This window comes from Acinetobacter calcoaceticus (genome assembly GCF_900520355.1).
GTDB classification, from domain to species: Bacteria; Pseudomonadota; Gammaproteobacteria; order Pseudomonadales; family Moraxellaceae; genus Acinetobacter; species Acinetobacter calcoaceticus_C.
The window spans coordinates 1983715-2007910 of record NZ_LS999521.1 but is presented as its reverse complement, the minus strand read 5'-3'; the positions used below and the strand labels follow the sequence as shown (position 1 = coordinate 2007910).

Genomic DNA, 24196 nt, shown 5'->3' with positions numbered 1-24196 from the left:
TGAGTTGTAGAGTTAAATCAAAGTCTTTTATTCTCTTACGCTCTTTTCTATGTCAGAATTATTAAATACTTATTTTTATCGTTTGGCTTTGCCATTCTTCCATCGCATTTTTGCAGGTACTCCCATGTTTTATATTTTTCATTCATCTATTCAGCTATTTCTTCAGCTTCCCAACAAGATAAATTAAGGACATAACTATAAAAAGGGAATGCATAAAATGAACTTAGAAGTACGTTGGGTAGAAGATCTTTTGACATTGGAGCGAGAGCGTTCTATTTCAAAAGCAGCAGAAAAACGATTTATTAGTCAATCCGCTTTTACACGTAGAATTCAGCAATTAGAAGAGATGATTGGAGCTGAAGTTATTATTAGAAATAATAAAAATAATATTGAATTTACAGACATCGGGCGAATTATGCTGGTTATGTCTAAAAATATTGAGAAGCAGGTGGAAGAGACCGCTAAGCTGATTAAAAATATTAAAAATGAAACCGAATCTACCATTCGTTTTTGTGTGGTTCACTCACTAGCTTCTGGTTTTTTAACGACTTTTTTGAAAAAATTTCCAACGTTTATGCGTGATTTAAAAATTGAAATTGTAGCGACAAATAGTGGCGAGGGTTTATCTCTTTTAAAAGAAGGTGCCTGCGATTTTATGATTTGTTATGCAGACCGATCTCATATTAACCGTGTTGGTGATGATATTTTAAGTGGGATCAAGATTGCTGAAACAGAGATTGTTCCTGTATCGGCTACCGAAGCAGACCATACGCCTAAGCATACAATTCAAAATAATTTTTCATTGCTTGCTTATAGTAAACATGCTTATTTGCGAAAATTAGTAGACCAACTGATCGAGGGTAAGCTGATTTATAAAACCTTATACGAGACTGATAATGCAACTAATTTAAAGGAGCTCGTATTACAAGGTCTAGGCGTTGCATGGATTCCAAAAATCAATGTAGAAGAAGATCTTGCGAATGGAAAATTGGTTATGTTAGATCATCATGAGTATTGTCTTCCTCAAGATATTTATATTTTTAAAAATAATTTGAGTGATAACAAAGCAGTCCAGCAAATCTGGAAGGGCTTCCAAACTCAGCCTGATTAAAATTTATAAAAACTTATAAGGATATGTATTGTATTCAACATATTTACATACAAAGTAATCAATTAAAGCGCCCATACCTTTGTCTTTATGATGAAAGGCTTTATAAAGCATTGCTCATGGTCTAGGTTCTTTGTTAATTTAGACCATATATCAATAATTCAAAAATCTAGTGAGCATTTTTATATATGCTGTACCTGATTTCATTCCTTTTGAATGGATTATTTGATCCAGACGGAGACAATTTTGTTTGATCTAGATAGTAGATTACTAAATATTTTTTATCATATTTATCGGTTTAAAAGCGTTTCAATGGCTGCTGATGCGATTGGCCTCACACAACCGAGTGTTAGTAATGGACTGAACAAAATCCGTCAGCATTTTAATGACCCGCTTTTTATTCGTGTTGGGAATGAAATGATTCCAACCGAATTGGCTAAAGAAATCTTTCCACTCATTAGTGAAGTTATTGATAAAGTTGAAAGTATTAACAACTTTAGTGTGAACTTTGACCCACTTACTTCGGATCAACTTTTTACTATTGCGATGACTGACGTATCTCATCTGGTCTTATTGCCGCAATTAACAAACTATTTAAAAGAGAAAGCTCCTTTAATTCGCTTGAATATTCGGCCGATTACACCAGAAACTAGTTATCAAATGGCAAATGGTGAAATTGACCTTGCAATTGGCTTTTTACCCCAATTGGAAGAAGGCTTTTATCAACAGAAGTTTTTCAAACAACATTATGTTGTGATTAGCTCAAAGAGCCATCCTCGTTTAGATCCAAATAATTTTACTTTAGAAGACTATATGCGTGAATATCATATCGATATTGATGCAGGGATCGGTCACTACCATATTAAAAATGAATTACAGAACAAAGGATTAGACAGAAATATTCTAATTCGCTTACCAAGTTATCTAGGGGTGGGTTTAGTCGTTCAAGAAACAGATGCGATTGCAACCGTGCCGTATTATTTGAGCCAAGTCTTATTGGTCAGAGAAAATTTACAGATTTTACCGGCACCTCTCGACTTCCCAACTTATGATGTTAAACAACATTGGCATATGTCTTGTCATCATAAAAGTAGCCATAAATGGTTCCGCCAAACCTGTTATGAACTTTTTAAAGTCTAAAAAAGAAGATGTAAGAAAAACTCTTACATCTTCTTTGTTTTGAATTTTTAGATTTCAATTGCGACTGCTGTAGCTTCACCGCCACCAATACATAACGCAGCAACACCTTTCTTTTTACCTAAGCGTTTTAAAGCATAGATAAGAGAAAGGATAATTCTTGAACCAGTTGCGCCAATTGGGTGTCCTAAAGCACATGCACCACCATGTATGTTAACTTTTGCTTCATCGATACCTAAGTCGTGAATTGGTGCCATTGCAACCATTGCAAAAGCTTCATTAATTTCCCAAGCATCTACCTCGTCAACAGACCAGCCAGCACGCTCAAGTACTTTTTGAATCGCACTAATCGGAGCAATTGTAAATTCGCTTGGATGCTGTGAATGGGTCGAAGTTGCAACAATTTTTGCTAAAGTATTTAAACCATGCTCTTTTGCATATTCTTCAGTAGTGAGTACTAATGCAGCAGCACCATCAGAAATTGAGCTTGAGTTTGCAGCTGTAATTGTACCGTCTTTGCTAAAGGCAGGGCGTAATGTTGGGATTTTCTCAAGATTCGCTTTTAATGGTTGCTCATCTTGATCGATAACTTCGGTACCTTTACGAGTTTTTACTTCAACAGGAACAATCTCTTCTTTGAAGTAACCTTGTGTAATGGCAGTTTGCGCTTTTTTCAGTGAAGAAATCGCAAAGTTATCCATTTGCTCACGTGTAAAGCCTTTGGTATTTGCCATGTCTTGCGCAAAAGAACCCATCAATCGACCCGTTTCAGCATCTTCAAGACCATCTAAAAACATATGATCTTTAATTTCGCCATGGCCCATACGGTAGCCGCCACGTGCTTTTGGCAAAATATATGGAGCATTACTCATGGACTCCATACCACCCGCAACAATAATGTTAGCACTACCAGCTTTTAAGGTGTCTGATGCCATTAACACTGCTTTCATGGCAGAACCGCAAAGTTTATTAATGGTGACTGCACCTACATGATCAGGTACACCAGCTTTACGCATAGCCTGACGAGCAGGCCCTTGACCTATGCCTGCACTCAATACACAACCAAAAATAACTTCATCTACTTGTTCAGGTGCAACACCTGCACGTTGGATCGATTCGCGAATGACAGCAGCGCCAAGTTCTGGTGCAGTTAAAGTGGATAGACTGCCTTGAAAACCGCCCATTGCAGTGCGGCTACCTGAAACTATAACAATTGAACTCATCTTAATATCTCTTATTGGTGTATTTGCTAAATTTGCCTCTAGCCGAGACTAAAGGCGCCCGTAAATTAAAAAGTAGGTGGGGTGTAGCTAAGCGTTCTTCCAAAGAACCACAATAAAAATAAAACTAAAGGAAAATGCACGACGAGCTGAGTGACTGTAAAACCAATCACATCTTTTGCTTTTAGTTTTAGAATGCCTAACATTGGAAGCATAAAGAATGGATTGATTAAATTCGGTAAAGCTTCGGCTGCATTATAAATTTGTACAGACCAGCCTAAATGAACTTTTAAATCATTTGCTGCTTGCATGACATATGGGGCTTCAATAATCCATTTTCCACCGCCAGATGGCACGAAGAACCCAAGGATGGCGGAGTAAATTCCCATCACAATTGCAAAGGTTTCTTTTGAAGCGATTGAGACGAAAAACTCGGCAACATAGTGTGACAGCGATAAATCCTGACTGTTTAAAGCTTGCGTCATGATAAATGCAATACTTCCGTACAACGGAAACTGAATTAAGATTCCTGATACAGCTGGAACTGCCTTTGAAACAGCATTTAAGAAGTTTCGTGGTGTGCCATGTAACGCTAACCCAAGCATTAAAAACACAAAGTTGTAAGTGTTTAGGCTTGAAATGGCAATGATCGGATTACTTTTTGAAAATTCAAAAAACATCCAGATTAAGCCTAAAGCCACCACAATAATCGTTAAAATAGGCGAGTTTTCTAACCAGTCACCCGGACGAGTAGATTTTTCCTCATGTGGCTTTTCTTCTTCAAACTGAATGTCAAAACTTTCAATCGTTTTAACATTATTGCCTTTTGGCGCTGACCAATACGCGATTGCGATTGAAACAATCACCAGAATAATGGTCATCGCAATGGATTGCCAAAGAAAGATGGTTTCTGTAAATGGAATAACACCGGTCAAATTATAAATCGACTCAGGCAAACTGCTTTTATTCGCTTGAAGCTGTGCTGCTGAAGAACTGATCCCTAATGCCCAAGTTGCACCCATACCAATAATCGCAGCCGCTGCGGCAGCACGATAATCCATATTCAGCTCTTTACGCTTCGCTAATGCGATCACCAAAAGTGCAGTAAGTATGGTACTTACCGCCCAATTGACCAGTGAAATTAACAAGCTGACAGTTGCAACCAAAACAATAGCACCACGCCCAGAATTTGGAATATGCGCCATTTTTTGAATCAGGAATTTTATTGGCTTAGATACAGAAACGACATAACCCACAATAATCAGCATGGTCATTTGTAGGGTAAAGGGAATAAGACTCCAGAAACCGTTACCGAAAGAAGTTGCTACATCTTGAATTGGGGCACCAATACCCAAAGCGGCAATCGACACAATAATGACGCCGAGTAGTGCAAAAATATATGAATCTGGAAACCACTTTTCAGACCAATCACTAATCCGAAGGGCAAATCTTTCAAAAATTCCTTGCTGTTTTTCCATAGCTGAAAAAATCCTTCTCGTTCTTATAGACAGCACATCCGGTGCTTAAAAAGGCTAAGACTTAAGCTCACTTTCTAGCTTAAGTCTTGTCTGGCTAACTAAAAAATTAAAATTTAAGCAACTAAGGTTTTATAGAATTCGACACCTGTAACAGCTTGAATCTGTTCAAGTGTGACATCTTTAGCAAGTTCAATCAGTTCAACACCTTGTGGAGTAATGTCCATTACACCTAAGTCAGTAATTACGCGGTGCACAACACCTTTACCGGTTAAAGGTAAACTACAGTTTTTCACAATTTTTGGCGTACCATCTTTTGCACAATGTTCCATAAGAACAACAACTTTTTGGACACCAACAACCAAGTCCATCGCGCCGCCCATACCTTTGACTTTCTTACCCGGAATCATCCAGTTGGCCAAGTCTCCATTTTCGGAAACTTCCATTGCACCTAAAATTGCAATGTTTACATGGCCGCCACGGATCATGGCAAATGAAGCTGAGCTTGAGAAAAAAGCAGCGCCAGCGCGAGCAGTAACCGTTTGTTTACCTGCATTAATTAAATCGGCATCAACAGTTTCTTCAGTTGGAAACTCGCCAATACCTAATAAACCGTTTTCAGATTGAAGCCAAACATTAATATTTTCAGGAATATAATTGGCAACTAGGGTAGGTAAGCCAATACCTAAATTGACATAAAACCCATCTTCAAGTTCTTTCGCAGCACGTTGTGCCATTTCATTGCGTGACCAAGCCATTTTATACTGCCTCCGTGCTTAAAGTTTTATGTTCAATACGCTTTTCAGGTGATGCATTAAGTACAATACGATTTACATAGATACCTGCCAAATGGATTTCATCTGGATCTAACTCACCGATTTCAACAACTTGTTCAACTTCTGCAATCGTAATTTTTCCAGCCATTGCGCATTCAGGGTTAAAGTTCTGAGCAGTTTTACGGAACACTAAATTACCCGCTTTATCTGCCTTATATGCTTTAACAAGTGCGATATCCGCTGTTAATGATTCTTCTAAAATATAGTTTTTGCCTTTAAAGGTACGTTCTTCTTTACCTTCAGCAATCAGTGTGCCTACACCAGTTTGAGTGTAAAATGCAGGAATACCAGCACCACCAGCACGTAACTTTTCAGCTAAGGTCCCTTGTGGAGTGAGTTCTACGTCAAGTTCACCATTTAAATATTGGCGCTCAAATTCTTTATTTTCTCCCACATAAGAAGAGATCATTTTTTTAATCTGTTTAGTTTGAAGCAAAATACCTAAACCAAAATCATCTACACCTGCGTTATTTGAAATACAAGTAAGACCAGTTACGCCACTTTGCTTAACTGCAACAATCAGTTTTTCCGGAATTCCGCATAAACCAAAACCACCAACGGCAAGTGTTTGATTATCTGCAATAACATCTTTTAGTGCTGCCTCTGCATTGGCATAAACTTTATTCATTCTATTATTTTCCTATATCCCTTAGTAATCTTACTTTTAGCATCTCAATTTGTATTATAGAAGTTAATTTTTTTAAAGGATTAATAAGTATAATCAATGAATGCTATCAAATTAACAACAAAAGATCAGAAGCATACAAAGCTAAAATCTTTTAAAATATTGTCTCAGGTTATTGAAAAATATAATAATTAAGAAATTCACCTTGGCCGTAAGCTTATCTCATCCTAAAATCCAGTATTTAATTTTTAAAATTTATATTGAATCAATGCCTCAATAAATTGAGTAGAAATATTTGAAATTTCAAAATTCTTTTTATAAACAATTCCAACGGTCTTACGAATAGTTTCGTCTTTTAATTCGATTAATACATTATGTTCTTTATTAATATGTTTCGCAAAATGCCTTGGAATCGCACTTACCCCAATTCCGTAAGCAACAAAGCTCGAAAGCGATGAAATTTGATGGCATTCAACTTTTAAATCAAGCGTCATATTATTTCGCAAACAATTCTGCTCAACTAAATATCGAACAATTGAAGGCTTTTGCAATGTAACGAATGGATTTGAACAAAGCTCTTGCCATGTAATAGAATCAGAGTCGGCAAGAGGATGATTTTTAGGTAATAAGGCTAAGAAATCTTCCTCAAACAAAGGTTTAAACTCTAAGCCTTCGGTAAGATCAGGCTCAAAACAAATACCCAGTTCAAAAATACCATCTTGTACTTTTTCTATAATGGTCTCATTGGGAATATCTTGAATTGAAAAGTTCAGATTGGGATGAAGTGCTAAAAATTGATGAATCACCTCTGGCAGAATTGCATGAGTCACAAATGGCATTGAGGCAATACTTAATGTTCCACGATTAAGCTTAAAGCGTTGTTTAACATCGTTTTCCATTTCCTCCCAATTGGCAAGTAATTTTTTAGCATAGGGAATGAGGGATTTGCCTTCCTGTGTAAGCTCAACACGGCGTGTATTACGGTTAAACAATTTACCGCCTAATTCTTCCTCTAAGCTTTTGATGGTGAGGCTTAAAGCCGATTGGCTTAGATGTAACTCTAAAGATGCATTGGCATAGTTGAGTGTCCGCGCAAGGGCTAAAAAAGCTTTTAGTTGTTTAAGCGTCATTTCATTCCTTTAGATTGCTCAGCTCACCTAGAAGGGTAATTTATACGAAAACTTGTCTAATATGATGTTTTTTGACAAAAAATATGAAAAAGAAAGTGCAGAACAATAGGCTGAACTACTTAAGTCACCTTCGGGTAGTTTTCTATTTTCCGATCTGGTAAATTTTACTCATAACTAAAATGGATAACTTCATGAAAAAGATATTTGCATTGAGCTTGTTTTTTTTATTAAGTGGGTGTGTAACTCCAACTAATCATATGATTAATAATAAATTTAGTGAAGTGGAACCTTCAACACTTTCAGTACCAGGGATATGGACAATTTCGATTGGCCCAAGCATATCAACAATAAAACTTGATTCAGATGGCAACGGAATACTTTGTGACGATACCAGTGGGCATGTTGTATTCAACAAAGTTAAGTATGCAAATAGTATAATTTACATTCAAAATGGTATGACTCTAGAAGTGAAGCTTTTAAACAGAGATATACTCGAAGCTAGAATAACTCTGAGTGCCTCTAATTCAAATATGGTCTACAAAGCCGATAATGACTTAAAGGCAGCTTCATTGAAGTGCGCTAAAGAATTATAGATAACCATCTTCATAATCCAGCAGTCGTTTTTATTACTTGAATGAACTAAAGATGACCCAAAAATTACGTCTGCTCATTGCTGTTGATTCGTAAGTCGTATTGCTATTAAGAGATTTAAAAAATTTGGTTAAGTTTAAAGCAGCTTTTGTAATAAATTGTGGTAGATTCTTAATAATTAAGGTTTTGATAATATTTTAATGTACCATTGCGGGATTATAAAAAATAAAATCTCTAAGGTAAAATGAAATGAATAAGATAACCCTAATTTTACTAGCCGCTCTTCTTTTTTGTATTTTAGCTAACTATGAAAGTTTTAACTTATTAAAACTTCATGAAACTGCCAGTAGTGAAATTAACAAAACTCTTCCTAAAAACTAATCCACCTAAGGGTGGTTTTTTTATATCTTAAGTTCTTAAATTTTAATTATTAATAATAAAGGGTATTTTCATGAGAAAAACTTTAATTGGAGCTTTATTCTTAACGTTTGGAGCCTCGGTAAGTGCGGCATCAAAAATTGAAAAAGAGGAAACAAAAAAATTTTCAACAATGAAGCAATGTATTGAATGGTTAGATTCTAAATATCCAAATAGCAAATGGCATAAAGACAGTGGTGCTTCCTGGAGTTTAGAAAATGATAATTCAAATTTTTTATCTGGGATTACGCATGTTCCGAGTGACGAAAATAGAAAATTGACCCATCCGATTGCGATTTATTGCAAATTAAAAGAAACAAGTACCGAAGGTCTTTTCTATGAAGGAAAGTATATCGTTATAGAAGCTATTTAATTTCAAACTTTAACTGACCAAACCCACCCAATGAGTGGGTTTTTTATTTTCTGGAAGAAAGTAAAATGGTGTAAGAGTCCCGCTTGGTCATAGTTACATCCTATCTTTTCTTTAAATTACTCAACTCACCTAGAAGGGTAATTTATATGAAAATTCTTCTAATATGATATTTCTGAAAAAATTAAAGAATATTTATTAAATTATTTTAAAAAATATATTATTTAATTGTCTTTGTTAAATAATATGGAGGTATTAATATAATTTACTCAATAATTAATTAGTTTTATAAAACAATAGTAATTCTTTAAATAATTAAATTTTACCAATTAAATAATATAAGTATTTGTATTTTATATATTATTTTAAAATTTAAATAAATTACATTGTTTTTAAATATTTTAGTGATATTTTATTTTTTAGCTCATTTACCTATTACCAAGCATAGATATTGTGATTTTTATCATTATAGGTTTGGGATAACCTAAATATCTTTTGGTAATTTTATTGAACCTAATATCTATTCTTTAGGGAGAAAGAATATATGTGGGAATTATTTGTAATTCTACTTTCACTTGGGCTGTTAATGTATACAGCTTACAAGGGTTTTTCCGTCATTCTCATGGCACCAATTTGTGCCTTACTCGCGGTTTTGCTCATTAACCCAGCCAATGTTTTGCCGTTTTATTCGGGTGTATTTATGCCCAAAATGGTGAACTTTATTAAAGATTACTTTCTTGTATTTCTGCTCGGGGCAATTTTCGGTAAAGTCGTTGAAATGTCTGGAATTGCCGAGTCTATTGCACGAACTATTGTGAGATGGATTGGGGCTAAAAAAGCAATTTTAACGGTTGTATTATTAGGTGCAATTTTAACCTATAGCGGTGTCAGCTTATTTGTTGCTGTATTTGCAATTTATCCTTTTGCTAACCAACTTTTTAGACAAGCTAATATTCCAAAACGTTTAATTCCGGGAACTATCGCGCTTGGTGCATTTACATTTACCATGGATGCATTGCCGGGTACGCCGCAAATCCAAAACGTAATTCCAACTACATTCTTTGGTACCAATATTTATGCCGCACCGTTTTTAGGGATTATTGGTGCCATTTTTGTTTTATGTGCAGGTTTGAGCTATTTAGAGTGGCGTCGTCGTGCTGCTGTAAAAGCAGGGGAAGGCTTCTCTGGGTTTGGAGTAAACAATACGGCGTCTCAAGAAATTGAAGCCGATATGACTCTGCAAAATAATGGTAGTGCAGCTCGTCAGTTTTTAGCATTTGTACCTCTTATTCTCGTTGCTGTGATGAACAAATATTTGTCTAAAGCGATTAAAGAATGGTATCCAAATGGCTTTGATTTTGCTGCCGTTGGTTTAGCTGACTACACTGTAGATGTTGCAAAAACTGGTGCCATCTGGGCTGTTGGTTTAGCGCTTATTGTCGGGATTATTTCTGCAATTTTATTTGATTATCAGCGTGTAGTGACTAACTTTAAAGAAGGCATTAATGCCAGTATTGGCGGTTCACTTCTAGCAGTGATGAATACAGCTTCTGAATATGGTTTTGGTGCGATTATTGCCTCATTACCGGGCTTTGCCATGATTAGCCATGCAATGAGTAGTACCTTCACAAATCCTTTAGTGAATGGAGCAGTGACCACAACGGTTTTAGCGGGTATTACCGGTTCAGCTTCTGGTGGTATGAGTATCGCTTTAAGTGCGATGGCTGAACACTATAACGCTGCGATTTTAGTAGCCGGTATTCCGCCAGAAGTCATGCATCGCGTGGTTGCAATGGCATCGGGTGGTATGGATACGCTTCCTCACAATGGCGCTGTGATTACATTGCTTGCTGTTACAGGTTTAACCCATAAACAGTCGTATAAGGATATTTTTGCAGTCACCGTAATTAAAACATTAGCGGTATTTGTTGTGATTACGGTCTTTACCGTGACGGGTATTGTTTAAATCAGCACGTTATAAGTATTAAGGAGTAAATAGATGACTAAACTTTTAGACGGAAAAGTAGCCTTTATTACAGGTTCTGCAAGTGGTATCGGTCTAGAGATTGCCAAGAAATTTGCTCAAGAAGGTGCGAAAGTTGTCATTTCTGATATGAATGCCGAAAAGTGCCAAGAAACGGCAAAGCTGCTAACAGAACAAGGCTTTGACGCACTATCTGCACCATGTGACGTAACTGACGAAGATGCTTATAAACAAGCGATTGAGTTAACTCAGCAGACTTTTGGTACGGTTGATATCTTAATTAATAATGCTGGTTTTCAACATGTTGCATCTATTGAAGAATTTCCAACGGCTGTTTTCCAAAAGTTAGTTCAAGTCATGCTCACGGGTTCATTTATTGGTATTAAACATGTTTTTCCAATCATGAAAGCTCAAAAATCTGGCCGTATTATTAATATGGCTTCAATTAATGGCTTGATTGGCTTTGCTGGAAAAGCAGGTTACAACAGTGCTAAACATGGGTTAATCGGTTTGACAAAAGTTGCGGCATTAGAATGCGCACGCGATGGTATTACCGTAAATGCACTTTGCCCAGGTTATGTTGATACACCATTGGTTCGTGGTCAAATCGCAGATTTGGCAAAAACTCGTAATGTAAGTTTAGACAGTGCACTTGAAGATGTAATTTTGGCAATGGTTCCTCAAAAACGTTTGTTATCTGTTGAAGAAATTGCTGATTATGCAATTTTCCTTGCGAGTGACAAAGCAGGTGGGGTAACGGGTCAGGCTGTGGTTATGGATGGTGGTTATACCGCACAATAATTTAGAGTTTTATAAAAGCCGCTTATTCTTTAATAAGCGGTTTTTTTATAAATAAAAGATATGTAAGTTTAGTGTTCAAAACGATGATTTATCTCAACTATAGTTGCTTATAAAAAATCCAATAAAATAAGTTTTTAAGGTATGAAATTATACTTTAAAGGTATTTAACTTATTTCCAATTTTAAAATCTAATAGAGTATGAGAAAGTAATCTTTACTCTCTTTCTTGATATGATAATTTTCAAGAAAATTCGTCAATTAAAGGATATTAATTGGCATACAAGTTGCTTTTTTAGCAATAAGTTATTTAGCTAGGTGAAAAGGATATGATATCACTCAGCCAACAGACGGAACTCAATCATTATTCACGCAAAGCTGAATTTGCGCAGAATTTGATGTCCACGATTTGTGGAGAACACCGTCTAGACACAATTTACAAAGATACTCTCGATTTTCACTATGATGGAATGCGCCTGCCTAATAAAAAAATGGCAATTGGCACGATCAGTTATGGTGCAAATGTAGCCATTAATATCTCAAATTTAAAAGCTTATAGCATTAGTTTGCCGATACATGGGCGACAAGTTCTCAACATTCGTGGCGCTCATTATCAATCTGATGAAAACAGAGGTCTGATTGTTTCAAATAACGATCAGCAAGATTTAGTGATTGATAAAGATTGCAGAAAATTTCAGGTGGTTATTCCTGAGCGGAGTATGCAAATTGTTCTTGCAGATCTACTGAATAAACCCATAGAAACTCCCATCATTTTTAATCCTGAAATGCATCTAGATTCTGAGCAACTTATTGGTGCTTGGTGGAAAAATATTCAGAATTTTTTACAGCTAAAATCGCAATATAGCAATTTTTATGGTTTGCAGATGCTGTCTGAAGATTATGAAAATTTTGTCATTAAAGCTTTATTATTGTCTCAAGAAAATAATTATTCTGAAGCGTTAAAACTACTCTCACATCAGGATGAACCAGCTTACCTTCGTAAAGTTCGTAATTTTATTATTGAGCATGCCCATGAAGAAATCCGTGCAGAAGATTTGCAACGTCTGGCTGGGGTTTCAAAATCAAAGTTGTATGACGAATTTCAACAGTGCTACGGCACAAGTCCAATGTCCTATTTGAAAAAATATCGTCTCCAACAAATTTATAAGATTTTGAGCACCACAGGAGCAGATAGAAAAATTTCTATTTCAAAGCTTGCTTATGATTGGGGCTTTAACCACTTAAGTCGTTTTTCTCAAGAATATCGTGAAGAGTTTGGCGAAAACCCAAGTGAAACTAAAGGCAAAATTTTCTGATATTTAATTTTCCAAATAAAAAACTGATTTAGTTGCCTAAATCAGTTTTTTATTTATCGATTAATATTTATATACTTTCTTCAAGCTTCAACACTTGTTTACTTTTTGATTTTTCATGAATGACTTTAAGACTAAGGGCAATAAATGAGATGAACGTTGGCAATGCGAGAATGAAGAAAATACCACTTAAACTTAAGTTAAACGTGAAAATGAGTGATCCAAAAAAAGCACCTATAATTGCGCCGATACGACCAATACCATGCATCCACGAAACGCCAACCGCACGGCACACTGCTGGGTAGAACATAGCTGCAAGCGGTAGTAAAGAAGATTGAGCACCCGCGAGTAATGCACCAATTAAGAAGATAGTAAGCCCTAACAAGAAAATATTTGAGCTCACCAGACCAGCGACAATAAATAGCCCAAAAGCAATTAAATAAGAGTATTTAATGACTGTGGTCGGGTTCAGTTTATCCATGTACCAACCCATAATGGTTGCACCAATCACACCACCAAAAGGGAAAATAGCTGCAATTAAACTAAATTGTTGCGTCGTAAAACCAGCTGTTTTTAAAATTGTTGGCATCCAGCTTGTTAAAAGATAAAACACTAAAAGACTCGTAAAGCAGCACAGCCAAAGCATGCTTGAACCCCACAGGTATTTCCCCAAAACGATTTTAACCGGATTTTCATCTGAGGCATTTTCTGTTTGAGTTAAAACAAGTTTTACAGGTTCTTGAAATGAATGGCCCTGAATATTTTCTAAAATACGCTGTGCTTTATCTTGTTGTTGGCGCGTAATTAAGTATTGAGTTGATTCAGGTAATTTAAGTAATAAGGCAACCACTAAAATGAGGGGAATACTTCCACCAATAATAATGACCTTAGCCCAACCATAACTTTCTAACAGATAAGCTGATAACACACCGCCACAAGAAATACCCAGCATAAAACCACAGCCAGCAAGACCGGTAAGGAATGCTTTACGTTTTACAGGCATATATTCAGAGACAATGGTACTGATGTTTGGCATAGCTGCGCCTAAACCTATACCTGTAATAAAGCGATAAATCATTAAATCTTGAGTCGAGTCGGCAAAACCACACAAAATCGTAAATATTGAAAATAATAGGCTCGTAAAAACAATGACGCCTTTACGCCCAAACTTATCAGACAAAGGCCCCGAAATGATTGCCCCGATTGACATACCGACTAAAGCTGCACTTAAAACAGGAGCAAGTTGAGGCTTGGTAATTCCCCAGTCATCCAGTAAAGCGGGAGCAATAAAACCAATAATCCCTGTGTCTAAGCCATCACAGAAGAAGACAAAAAATCCTAGGATAAAAACCGTCCATTGTAAGGGGGATAGTTTTTCGCGGTTGATAATCGTATTTGCATCTATTGTTTTCATATGTATTCCTTAACTCATTAAAATTTTCTGCTGTAATTGACAAAGAAACGGTTTTCAGAGAAATCATTTCCATGCTTAATGTCGTAATTAATAAAGATGTACTGAAGGGCTAAACCTTTGAGAAAAGGCTGTTGAAGGGCATAATTGACAATAACGTTTGCTTCATTTTCTTTGTTTTTTAAGCCATCTGCTGATTTAAAGTGATCGCCATATACATATTTGAAAGTCGTATTTAAACCGGGCACCTGATCTTTAAAGTCATAGCCATAGATGAAGTGATAAGACTTTTCATCCTTTTTGAAGAAACCAGTTGTATTCCAGTTAATAAAATAAGTTTCAGGCAAGAAACCATCAGGTAGCGGGTAGGCAGACTCACCAATAATTTGTTGATAACCCAAGCCAAAGCTGTGATTTTTTACTTTAAGCGTTTCTAATAAACCTACATTCTGCGCATCGATGTCGAAAAGATTTCCATTATCTTTGGCATTGAAATATTTGAATTTTGAATTAACTGAAAAATTGGAGTTTTTCCATAGGTGTTCAACACCGACATAATGTTTATTATATAAATTCTCCATATTTCCAAAGTAATATTCGCCCTTCAACGTAGGCGTGATTTGATAGCGCAGATCTATGTAGTTAAGGCCGTCGGAGTAGCCAGTCACACCTTTTGAAGTAAAAGAAAATCGGTGAAAGTCTTCTTCATTTCGTGGCGATACTTTTTCAATACGGCCAATTTCAGCAAAAAGCTTATCGTTTAATTGAGACTTAAGGTTGGTTCCCCAATAAGAGGTCAGTAGCTGACGACTTGCATCTACAGTGGTTACGGGTAAATCCAGCCATAATTCACCAATGCTTAGTAGAGTCTTGTTATAGCCTAATTTTAATGTTGCACCATATTTTAAATAATCGGGCGCTTGGGACTGAGTTGCTTTATCAAAAGGTAATATGGTATCTGCAACATGTTTATCTTGGCTTAAGCGAACCGCATATTGTGCTGAAGCATTTGCCCCAATTTGAATCGGGGTTCCGCCAATTTCTAACGGCGTGTCATGCATATTGGAGTTATAAAATAGAGAAACTGATTGCGACCAGCTACCCGTGTCTTTTACATCTGGATTGTCATAGTTTCTATCTATATATGCATTTTTTAATGTAAATTTCCATTCTTCATCCGCTGAATAAGCCTGAGTAGAAAATGCACTGCAACATAAAATATTGATGAGCATTAACGTTTTCTGTTGTCCATAAATTGGCCATGGTCGATGCATAAATAAAACGCCTTAATTTAGAAAATGGCTGGGCTTTTCTTATGTAATCAAAGTTATTACATGACTTTGATTGAACTATTTTTAGCCAGTAGTCACTATCCAATAAGTCCTAATCTTCATCCATTTTTTCCAAATTAGATAAAAAGCATCATTTTTGTTTTTATATTAAAATATTGAAATTCATTAACTTTATTGTTTTATACAAAAAATTCAATACACTCCTTACAGAGCATATTGAATTGATTTAATTTTTCTATGTTTAGGTAATAGCTATTACGTTTTAGCGCGATGTATTGCTCTGTAAAAACTTCTCGCTGTAAATACGATAGTTTTGCAAAGATTGCTCATCTAACCAATTTTTTACGGCTTCAATCATCGGTGGCGGACCACATAAATACATATCAAAAGCCTGCTCAGCCAATTGATCTTTATTTAAATGCTCGTGAATATAACCCGCTTTACCTTGCCAACTTTCCGTTGCTTTAGTCACGATCGGGTGATAGCTAAAGTTTGGAAGCTGTTCTGCGTAGGCCTGTAAACGCTGTTGTTCACACAGGTCGGTTTCATTGTTTACGCCGTAGTACAACTGAACTGCAGGTGAGTTAGGCTGATCAACCAAGTTATCAAGCATTCCCAAGAAAGCTGATAATCCTGTTCCACCTGCCACAAAAACCAGTGGTCGTTCTACTTCGCGCAAATAGAAACTACCTAGAGGTGCTTCAATGAGTAGAGTTTGTCCAACCTGACAGCGATCACGCAAGTAATTGCTCATAACACCATCTGGCAATAGACGAATTAAAAATTGCAATTGATTGGTTGCGTTCGGTCTATTGGCAAATGAATATGAGCGCCAATCTTCAGTATCTGGAATTTGCAAACGAGCATATTGACCCGGTAAAAACTGAAGTTGTTCAGCGTGACTGCTCGCGTCAAGATGCAAAATTGCTGTCGTTTCAGAAACCAGCTCAACCGCAGTCACTTTGGTTTCAATTTTTAAAGTATCACCAGCATTGCAAATGGCTGAATCATGATCGAAATAAAAAGCTGCATCCGATTTCACACGCGTCTGGCAAGCTAACATTTTACGCTCAGCCAAATCACGCTCACTTAATGCATCTTCATCGACATATTCTTGTTCATAAATGCCTGTTTCACACTGTCCCTGACAGGTACCACAAACACCTTCACGGCAGTCTAGCGGTAGGTTAATTCCTTGGCGAACTGCTGCATCGAGCAACAATTCGTCGTTATTTACCGAAATGAAAAAGGTTTTGCCATCGGCAAAGTTAAGTGCAACTGAATGTCCCATTTTCATTCCCCTTAAACGTGATAGAAGTCTAAAACGGAATCAATCTTGTCATTGAGCAAAATGCTGTGCTGACGACGAATGCGGAAACTATCTGCTGTTTGGCGTAAAAGATAAGTAGCGTGTCCGTAAAAACAGCCTTCTAAACCTTGACGGTTATACAGTGTTTGCCATGCAACTTTTGCTTCAATTAGACCATCATCCAGTGTTTTAACTCGAATGTTATTCATGCTGTGTAAAGTGCGTGGTAATGGCGTTGCCGAAGCTGCTTTTCCGGTACGAATACGGAATACACGGTCTTCGAGTCCAGTGCGGTCTGCGTAATAAATATAAGACAAGCCCTGATTCGGATCTTGAACATAGTTATGGTCATCAATCCACTGTGGAATATGATATTCACTATCTTCATCGTAAAGGTCTAAATAGGCATCCCAGTCATAAGCATCACAAAGTTCTGCTTTTTTGTACAAAAACTGAGATACAGCAAAATATAGTTCTTGTGACATGGTTATACCTCATCCATTACGATATTGTTTTCGAAAGTAATATCTTGCATTTTCAATGCTTTCTTATTTAAGCCATCAAGCATTAGATGTTGCCAGTGTCCATGTTGGTTTACATATAGTCCTTCGTGGGTAAACTCACGGCCAGTAATGATGGGTTGAATACCTAAATCTTGTGAGTTTTTCGTTGCACCATATTCCCAAGAGTGACAACCACGAGAAATATCGCTCCAACGTTCAAGTCGTGCTTGAAAGCCTTTTTGCTGTTCACGGAACTCGACTAAATCATCTGGTGTCCCTAAACCCGACACGTTAAAGAAATCTTCAAACTGACGAATACGGTTACGGCGTGCTTCAGCAGATTCACCTTTAACCCCAATGCACTGGCTAATAACTTCGGTTTTATTCCACGCAACAGGGCGAATAATACGAAGTTGCGAACTAATTTGATCCATAAAAAACAGGCTAGGGTACAAGTTTAAGTTTCTTAAACGATGCATTGCCCATTCAGCATATTTGTCGCCGTATTTTTCAACTAAATAAGGCATAACTGTGCTGTAACCCGGACGAACTGTTGGATTCGGCATATCGCTAAACAACACACTATGACCGTTTTTAAAGCTAAACCAGCCATCATCAGTTTCAGAATCACCGGCGCCTAACTTGCTATAGTCAAGGGTGTCGAGATCACTACCTTTAGATGCATTGACTTGCTGGCGGTGTTGGACTGTCGATACATAATTATAGTGAACGGTACTAACATGGTAGCCATCTAGGCCATTTTCGTTTTGTAGTTTCCAGTTACCTGCAAAGGTATAAGATGACTTACCTTGAAGAACTTCTAGTTCACCCGTTGGTGATTGATTTACCATTAAATCAAGGAACAGTTTTGCATCACCCAAAAAGTCTTCTAAAGTATCTGTTGCTTGCGTATCAAGGCTTACAAATACAAAACCACGATAGCTGGCAATACGGCCTTGCTTTAAACCACGGCTTGATTTATCGAAATCTTCGCAATATTCACTCGGTGCTTTGACTTTGACTAAGCGACCATCTGACTTATAGCACCATGCATGGAACGGACAGGTAAAGGTTGACTGATTGCCTTTAGCAACACGTGTTAATGTCGCGCCGCGATGCTCACAAGCATTGACCATGGCATGTAGTTCGCCTTTACCATCACGGCTGACAATAATCGGCTGACGACCAATTTGAACAGTTAGGAAATCATGATTGTTTGGAATTTCACTTTCGTGACATGCATAAATCCAAACCTTTTCAAAAATAAGTTCCATTTCCAAATCAAATAGCTCAGGCTCGGTAAACATATTACGGGCGATACGAAACACGCTATCTTTAGGACGGAAGTCGATACATCCATCTACAAAATCATTCCATTGTTTTAAATTAGATGAGGTCATTTGCTCAATCCTTTATTCATTCAGCTTTTAACTGATTGAACCGCGATTAGACCTTTAGCTCTATCCGTTTTTTCCAGTTCTTTATCCACTTTGTGCAGTTTTGATTTTTTAATCACACTATTTTTAAGATAAAATCGCATTTTAAAAATGTATATGTCCTATCTTTTTAATTTCCCTATAATCCTAAAGAGCATAAAGTAAAACCTTGTGAGTTAAGTCTGTGAAAGAACATAAATTAAAATTACAAATCAGAATTCTTTCAGAGCGAAATATTGCATTTGGTCCTGGAAAGGCAGACTTACTTGAAGCAATTGAGAGAACTGGTTCGATCTCACAAGCGGCAAAATCTATGAATATGAGCTACCGCCGTGCATGGCAGTTGGTCGATACCATGAATCAGTGCTTTGAAACAGCTTTAGTTGAAACTCAAACGGGCGGAACACATGGCGGTGGGGCAGCAGTCACAGCTTTGGGCCAGAAAGTTTTAGAGCAATACCGACAAATGGAAATCAATGCTCGCCAAGCCTTAGAAAATGACTACCAAATCATGAGTAATTATTTAAAGAAAATAGATTAAAAACTTATATAGATTGAATAGGTTGGTATGGCTTTTGCTTAGTTTAAAATGCTCGCTGAAAAAGCACTGCTGCAATTTCAGTTACACAGACAAAGACGTCTATTCTGCACTATCTTAAATGATGGTCTGGGATAGACGTTTTTATTGCGTATCTAAAAAAGTGGCTGGCATAAACGACTGATCTGTTTACAGATATTTATGGTCATCGCTATTATCTTTTTGATGTAGTGATGACCATAAAACCTATCTAAATCATGCTAAAAAAGAAACATAGATGAATATTAGATAGAATCTAAACATAAAATCGTTCTTTTATATTTTGCTCCAATATAGCTCAAAAATATAAGATGCACTTTCTATGAGCATTTTAGTCATCTATCTTTAAATAATTCTACTTTTCATAAGCTATGCTTATCGCTATATTCTTGGATATATATCGCTGCATAAATCAATAAGAAGGTGAAAAATAATGTTAAGCGCTCCCCAGATTGAGAAAATGATGCTTTTAAGTACTATGCTGAGTTTAGGATTATTATTTAACAACTCAGCACATGCAGAATCAGTTACGATTTATGCAGCAGCAAGCTTGACCAATGCCATGGGTGATTTAGAAAAAATTTACGAAAAACAAAATAATATAGAAGTTAAAACTTCTTATGCAGGTTCATCGACATTAGCTAAACAAATTGAAGCTGGCGCACCAGCCGATATTTTTATTTCAGCAGATACGCAATGGATGGATTATCTACAAAATAAAAAATTAGTCACAGCAAATGACCGTTTAAACTTACTAGGTAATCGATTGGTACTGATTACACCTAAAGGACAATCATTAAAGGTTAAATTAGATAAAACTACTGATCCGAATAAAGCGTTTACAGGGAAGATTTGTACTGGAGATACTAAAAGTGTGCCTGTGGGCAAATATGCCAAACAAGCATTTACAAATTTAGGGTGGTGGAGCCGTGTTGAGCCAAAATTAGTCGAAACAGAAGATGTTCGAGCGGCGTTAAATTTCGTTGCACGTGGTGAATGTCAGGTGGGCATTGTTTATGCAACCGATGCAGCGATTAGTAAAGATGTGAGAGTAGCTGGCGTATTTCCGGAAAATACCCATTCACCAATTATTTATCCTGTCGGGATGATTAAAAAGAATCCGAACTCAACAAAGTTCTATCAATTTTTACAAAGCAACCAAGCCAAAGTCGTTTTTAAAAAATATGGCTTTAGTGTATTGGCTCCAGCAAAACCATGATGTTTTCTTTAACCCCAGAAGAGCTTAGCGTTCTTCAACTCTCTTGTAAGGTTGCAGCAAGTTGCCTGATTGTCAGCCTTATTCCTGCAATTTTTGTAGGGTGGATATTGGCACGTAAAGAGTTCTGGGGTAAGTCATTCATTGAAACATTGGTCTTTTTACCATTGGTACTGCCCCCAGTTGTGCCGGGTTATTTGCTATTACAAGTCTTTGGAAACCGCGGCATTATTGGGCAATACTTAGCACCTTTAGGATTGGAGTTCGCATTTAACTGGAAAGGGGCAGTTCTTGCTTCGGCAGTGATGGGTTTTCCACTTTTAGTGCAATCCATTCGCCTAGCGATTGAGTTAGTTGATCAACGTTTAGAAATGGCAGCAAAGACATTAGGTGCTTCATCTTTAGGGGCATTTTTTCATGTCACGTTGCCACTTGCCAGTAGTGGCATTTTAATTGGTGCCATTTTATGTTTTTGCCGTAGTTTAGGTGAGTTTGGGGCCACCATTACTTTTGTTGGCAATATTTCTGATGAAACAAGAACCTTACCATTAGCCATGTATAGCCTGATGCAACAACCCGATACAGAAGCAGCTATTCAAAGGTTGATTGTCTTATCTTTAAGTGTCGCTTTTTTAGCATTATGGTTTGCACAGTGGTTTCATCGCTATCAAAAAAAGCGCTTAGGGCAGTAATATTATGTTAATTGATTGCCACTTTCAGCTACACATGGGTCAATTTCTTATTGAACCTAATTTTCAGTCGGATGCTTTAGTTATTGGTTTATTCGGTGCATCAGGTTCCGGTAAAACTTCAATATTACATGCTATTGCTGGCCTGAACACTCCGCGCAGTGGACTCATTAAAATACAGGATCAAACATGGTTTGATTCCGATCAAAAAATTAATTTGAGCACCCAAAAGCGACATGTTGGATTGGTTTTTCAAGATGCTCAGCTTTTTCCGCATAAAACGGTAAAGCAAAATTTATTATTTGGTCTTAAGCATCTATCCCAACAAGAACGTCACTTTGAAGCAGATTACATTATTGAATTATTAAAGTTAGAGCACTTGCTAGAACGTATGCCTATCAAACTTTCAGGTGGGGAAAAGCAGCGCGTGGCACTAGGTCGAGCATTGTTATATTCACCAAAGCTGTTATTACTTGATGAACCTTTATCAGCATTAGATGCCGCACATAAAGCTGAAATTATTCCTTTTTTTCAAAAGGTAAAACAGGAAATAAAAATTCCGATGATTTATGTGAGTCATGATATTCAAGAAATTAAACAACTGACCGAAACAATGTGGATTTTATAATTCTTCAAATTTCACACATTATTTCAGTCTGGTTGATTAGGCTTTATTGTATTAGCCAGCCCATAAACTGCCCAGTGGAGCAGATTTTAGACGATCTTGAGCTTGCTGATAAAAACGCCAAAAAGCAAAAGCAAAAATGACAGCTAAGACATCAACCACCAAAATTTCTCCACCATGAACCCATAAACCACTTTGTGGAATTAAGTAGGCTGTAAGAGAGGTTAGAGGAATCGCAAATAACGCCAAAACTAAGGTTAATAGCAGTTGAGGTAAAGCTTTTGCATAGCCAATGACAAAGGTGTAAATCAAAGTCAGTAAGAAAATTGCATAATAACCATACATAAAAAGGTGATTCATGCTTTCAATATTGAATGCTGCGAAAAGCCAACGGCTACTCAACATGGTGCCCACTACAGCTAAAACACATCCTAAACATGCACCTATGGTTAAGTTCGCAAGGAACACCACATCTTTGCGCTGCACTGGAACTGGGTCTTCAGCACGCTTTTGCTTACGAGCACGAGTTTCCACCCAAAGAATATTACCTGTATAAAATAAGAAAGCTCCACCAACACCTAAAACAAAATAGATCCAGCGTACACCCGTACCACCAAAACTTCCAAAATGTAGGCTAAACATGGCGTTGATTAACTTATTACCTGCATCCGTCTGCGTGTTAATGCCTTTATGATTAAAGTGCTCAACTGCATATGGATTCATCCGCATAAAGTCATGATTCGCACCGCGCAACATCTGATCTGAACTATAAAGGGCAATTCGTGCATTGGCTTTTTCAGGTTTATCGAGACCACTGAACTGGATATAGTCAACTGAATATTCAGGCGCAACTTTTTTGGCTTGAGCTAATATTTGCTGCACATCAATTTGTGTTTGTTTTGGTTGAATAAGTGCAGGAGGCGAACGTTGAAAAACAGGCTGTCCTTTGAGTGCAAGTTGTCCAATCGCATCATAAAAAAAGTCATGAAAAGCAAAGACAATAACGCTAATACTAATAATGATATGGAAAGGTAGGCTGGTAATTCCAATTACGTTATGTGCATCTAACCAAAAGCGCTTTTTATTCTTGCCTGGGCGAATAACAAAGTAATCCTTTACTAAGGTCGGTAAAAGTATAATTACGCCCGAAAGCAGAGCAAGAAAATATAAAATCGAAACTACACCCATCACATAGAGACCCAATCCGTGATGGCCTGCCATGCCCGGTATACCTGCTGTTTCATGTAACTGTTCTATCAGCCAGCCCGCTTTAGATAAGTTTTCTTGAGCAACAATTAACTGACCTTTTTCATCTAAGCTGGCCATCCACGTGGACTGAGCAGCATTAAAGCTATCTCCACGTCCATGTTCACTCCACGTAATGGGCGCATAGTGAAATTCATTCGACGATAAATTGAGAGTAAAGCCTTGTTGGGTTGCAGGGTAGGCAGTCTGTACTTTCTGAATCAGCTCATTATATTGGTCGGGTGAGACTTTAGGTAAAACTTGCTGCGTTGGTGTGGCCCACTTACTAATATGGTGCTGAAACATGCTGAGGCCGCCAGCAAAAAAGCAGATAAAAAGTAAAATCCCTGCACATACACCCACCCAAGTATGCATGCTTTTTGCAAGTTTCATGATATCCGAACGTACTTTCATTATTTAACCCCGAATTAGAAACACACAGCTATAAGCCAGTACGTTGGCAACAAATAAATAAACCATTGCTTGTCTTCCTGTCACAAAGAAATAGGTGCCAAACATAATTGGCATCCAAACCCAAGGAATACTCCACATGCCTAATTGGGCCAAAAGGTCCATTGAAATATAAGGCTGCCCCAATAAAACAATCAGGTTGCCAAAAGCAATGGCAAGGCTTAGCCCTAGAACACCACCAGCAAAAGTTTTACTCCACCAATCTGGCTGAATAGGAGACTGAATTTTAGCTTTCATGAAACCAGTTTCCGTTTAAAAAGCGCCATAAAAGGAAGGAACGACCATGCAAAAATGATAAGCATGAACCAACAAAAAGCGGCAACAACTTTGGGTAAGCTGGCAAAGAGTGCAATTAATCCAATGACTAAAAACAATAGGCCTAAATACTTAAATAGAGTGGGAAGATGCTGAGATAACAG

The 24196-nt window shown here is 37.1% G+C and carries 23 protein-coding genes; 11 read left to right on the top strand and 12 right to left on the bottom strand.

Annotated elements, in window-relative coordinates:
* The first annotated feature begins 217 nt into the window (after window positions 1-217).
* Both AC2117_RS09590 and AC2117_RS09585 read left to right on the top strand, forming a co-directional pair.
* A complete protein-coding gene (locus AC2117_RS09590; RefSeq protein ID WP_004642755.1) occupies window positions 218-1111 on the top strand; it encodes a LysR substrate-binding domain-containing protein in 894 nt (297 codons plus the stop codon).
* Between the two features lie 243 nt (window positions 1112-1354).
* Complete coding sequence (locus AC2117_RS09585; RefSeq protein ID WP_042896782.1) at window positions 1355-2248, top strand: LysR family transcriptional regulator; 894 nt, start codon at window positions 1355-1357, stop codon at window positions 2246-2248.
* Between the two features lie 47 nt (window positions 2249-2295).
* On the opposite strand, the gene AC2117_RS09580 is transcribed toward AC2117_RS09585, so the two are convergent.
* The 5 genes from AC2117_RS09580 to AC2117_RS09560 all read right to left on the bottom strand — a co-directional run bounded on the left by AC2117_RS09580 (window position 2296) and on the right by AC2117_RS09560 (window position 7531).
* Window positions 2296-3468, bottom strand: a complete 1173-nt coding sequence (locus AC2117_RS09580) for a thiolase family protein (RefSeq protein ID WP_133973673.1) — start codon at window positions 3466-3468, stop codon at window positions 2296-2298.
* A 65-nt stretch (window positions 3469-3533) separates the two neighbouring features.
* On the bottom strand, window positions 3534-4943 hold the full coding sequence (locus AC2117_RS09575) for a short-chain fatty acid transporter (protein WP_133973671.1): 1410 nt from the start codon (window positions 4941-4943) through the stop codon (window positions 3534-3536).
* Between the two features lie 113 nt (window positions 4944-5056).
* Entirely contained in the window at window positions 5057-5698 is a 642-nt protein-coding gene (locus tag AC2117_RS09570) for a 3-oxoacid CoA-transferase subunit B (protein WP_042896384.1), read from the bottom strand.
* Window position 5699: 1 nt separating this feature from the next.
* Window positions 5700-6404 carry a CoA transferase subunit A gene (locus tag AC2117_RS09565; protein ID WP_016138175.1) on the bottom strand — a complete coding sequence of 235 codons (705 nt, stop codon included), beginning with the start codon at window positions 6402-6404 and terminating at the stop codon, window positions 5700-5702.
* A 245-nt stretch (window positions 6405-6649) separates the two neighbouring features.
* A complete protein-coding gene (locus AC2117_RS09560) occupies window positions 6650-7531 on the bottom strand; it encodes a LysR family transcriptional regulator (protein WP_133973669.1) in 882 nt (293 codons plus the stop codon).
* A 191-nt stretch (window positions 7532-7722) separates the two neighbouring features.
* Between AC2117_RS09560 and AC2117_RS09555 the strand changes: the two genes are divergently transcribed.
* The 5 genes from AC2117_RS09555 to AC2117_RS09535 all read left to right on the top strand — a co-directional run bounded on the left by AC2117_RS09555 (window position 7723) and on the right by AC2117_RS09535 (window position 13006).
* Window positions 7723-8124, top strand: coding sequence for a J517_1871 family lipoprotein (locus AC2117_RS09555; protein WP_133973667.1), 402 nt, complete (start codon window positions 7723-7725; stop codon window positions 8122-8124).
* 449 nt (window positions 8125-8573) lie between these two features.
* Complete coding sequence (locus AC2117_RS09550) at window positions 8574-8912, top strand: hypothetical protein (RefSeq protein WP_133973665.1); 339 nt, start codon at window positions 8574-8576, stop codon at window positions 8910-8912.
* Between the two features lie 541 nt (window positions 8913-9453).
* Window positions 9454-10875 (top strand): GntP family permease, encoded by a 1422-nt coding sequence (locus AC2117_RS09545; RefSeq protein WP_197730896.1) that lies wholly within the window; start codon window positions 9454-9456, stop codon window positions 10873-10875.
* A 33-nt stretch (window positions 10876-10908) separates the two neighbouring features.
* On the top strand, window positions 10909-11694 hold the full coding sequence (locus AC2117_RS09540) for a 3-hydroxybutyrate dehydrogenase (protein WP_133973663.1): 786 nt from the start codon (window positions 10909-10911) through the stop codon (window positions 11692-11694).
* A 325-nt stretch (window positions 11695-12019) separates the two neighbouring features.
* The gene (locus tag AC2117_RS09535) at window positions 12020-13006 is read left to right on the top strand and encodes an AraC family transcriptional regulator (protein WP_133973661.1); all 987 of its coding nucleotides are present in this window, start codon (window positions 12020-12022) and stop codon (window positions 13004-13006) included.
* A gap of 67 nt (window positions 13007-13073) precedes the next feature.
* On the opposite strand, the gene AC2117_RS09530 is transcribed toward AC2117_RS09535, so the two are convergent.
* The 5 genes from AC2117_RS09530 to antA form a co-directional block, all read right to left on the bottom strand.
* On the bottom strand, window positions 13074-14417 hold the full coding sequence (locus tag AC2117_RS09530) for an MFS transporter (RefSeq protein ID WP_133973659.1): 1344 nt from the start codon (window positions 14415-14417) through the stop codon (window positions 13074-13076).
* A gap of 17 nt (window positions 14418-14434) precedes the next feature.
* Window positions 14435-15646 carry an OprD family outer membrane porin gene (locus AC2117_RS09525; RefSeq protein ID WP_413773099.1) on the bottom strand — a complete coding sequence of 404 codons (1212 nt, stop codon included), beginning with the start codon at window positions 15644-15646 and terminating at the stop codon, window positions 14435-14437.
* A 322-nt stretch (window positions 15647-15968) separates the two neighbouring features.
* Window positions 15969-17003 (bottom strand): anthranilate 1,2-dioxygenase electron transfer component AntC, encoded by a 1035-nt coding sequence (antC, locus tag AC2117_RS09520; protein ID WP_133973655.1) that lies wholly within the window; start codon window positions 17001-17003, stop codon window positions 15969-15971.
* Window positions 17004-17008: 5 nt separating this feature from the next.
* Complete coding sequence (gene antB / locus AC2117_RS09515; RefSeq protein WP_133973653.1) at window positions 17009-17500, bottom strand: anthranilate 1,2-dioxygenase small subunit; 492 nt, start codon at window positions 17498-17500, stop codon at window positions 17009-17011.
* Window positions 17501-17502: 2 nt separating this feature from the next.
* On the bottom strand, window positions 17503-18918 hold the full coding sequence (gene antA / locus AC2117_RS09510; protein ID WP_133973651.1) for an anthranilate 1,2-dioxygenase large subunit: 1416 nt from the start codon (window positions 18916-18918) through the stop codon (window positions 17503-17505).
* 220 nt (window positions 18919-19138) lie between these two features.
* On the opposite strand from antA, the gene AC2117_RS09505 reads away from it, so the two are divergent.
* The 4 genes from AC2117_RS09505 to AC2117_RS09490 all read left to right on the top strand — a co-directional run bounded on the left by AC2117_RS09505 (window position 19139) and on the right by AC2117_RS09490 (window position 22064).
* Window positions 19139-19495: a winged helix-turn-helix domain-containing protein gene (locus tag AC2117_RS09505; protein ID WP_133973649.1), complete on the top strand. Its 357-nt coding sequence runs from the start codon at window positions 19139-19141 to the stop codon at window positions 19493-19495.
* A 469-nt stretch (window positions 19496-19964) separates the two neighbouring features.
* Window positions 19965-20750 carry a molybdate ABC transporter substrate-binding protein gene (gene modA, locus AC2117_RS09500; protein ID WP_133973647.1) on the top strand — a complete coding sequence of 262 codons (786 nt, stop codon included), beginning with the start codon at window positions 19965-19967 and terminating at the stop codon, window positions 20748-20750.
* Window positions 20747-21439: a molybdate ABC transporter permease subunit gene (gene modB / locus AC2117_RS09495; RefSeq protein ID WP_133973645.1), complete on the top strand. Its 693-nt coding sequence runs from the start codon at window positions 20747-20749 to the stop codon at window positions 21437-21439. Before modA ends, modB begins: the two co-directional genes overlap by 4 nt.
* Before the next feature lie 4 nt (window positions 21440-21443).
* A complete protein-coding gene (locus tag AC2117_RS09490; RefSeq protein WP_133973643.1) occupies window positions 21444-22064 on the top strand; it encodes an ATP-binding cassette domain-containing protein in 621 nt (206 codons plus the stop codon).
* Between the two features lie 51 nt (window positions 22065-22115).
* Here AC2117_RS09490 and AC2117_RS09485 read toward each other — a convergent pair whose 3' ends face one another.
* Entirely contained in the window at window positions 22116-23720 is a 1605-nt protein-coding gene (locus AC2117_RS09485; RefSeq protein WP_133973641.1) for a PepSY-associated TM helix domain-containing protein, read from the bottom strand.
* Window positions 23721-23723: 3 nt separating this feature from the next.
* The gene (locus tag AC2117_RS09480; protein WP_133973639.1) at window positions 23724-24014 is read right to left on the bottom strand and encodes a hypothetical protein; all 291 of its coding nucleotides are present in this window, start codon (window positions 24012-24014) and stop codon (window positions 23724-23726) included.
* Window positions 24015-24196 lie beyond the last annotated feature (182 nt).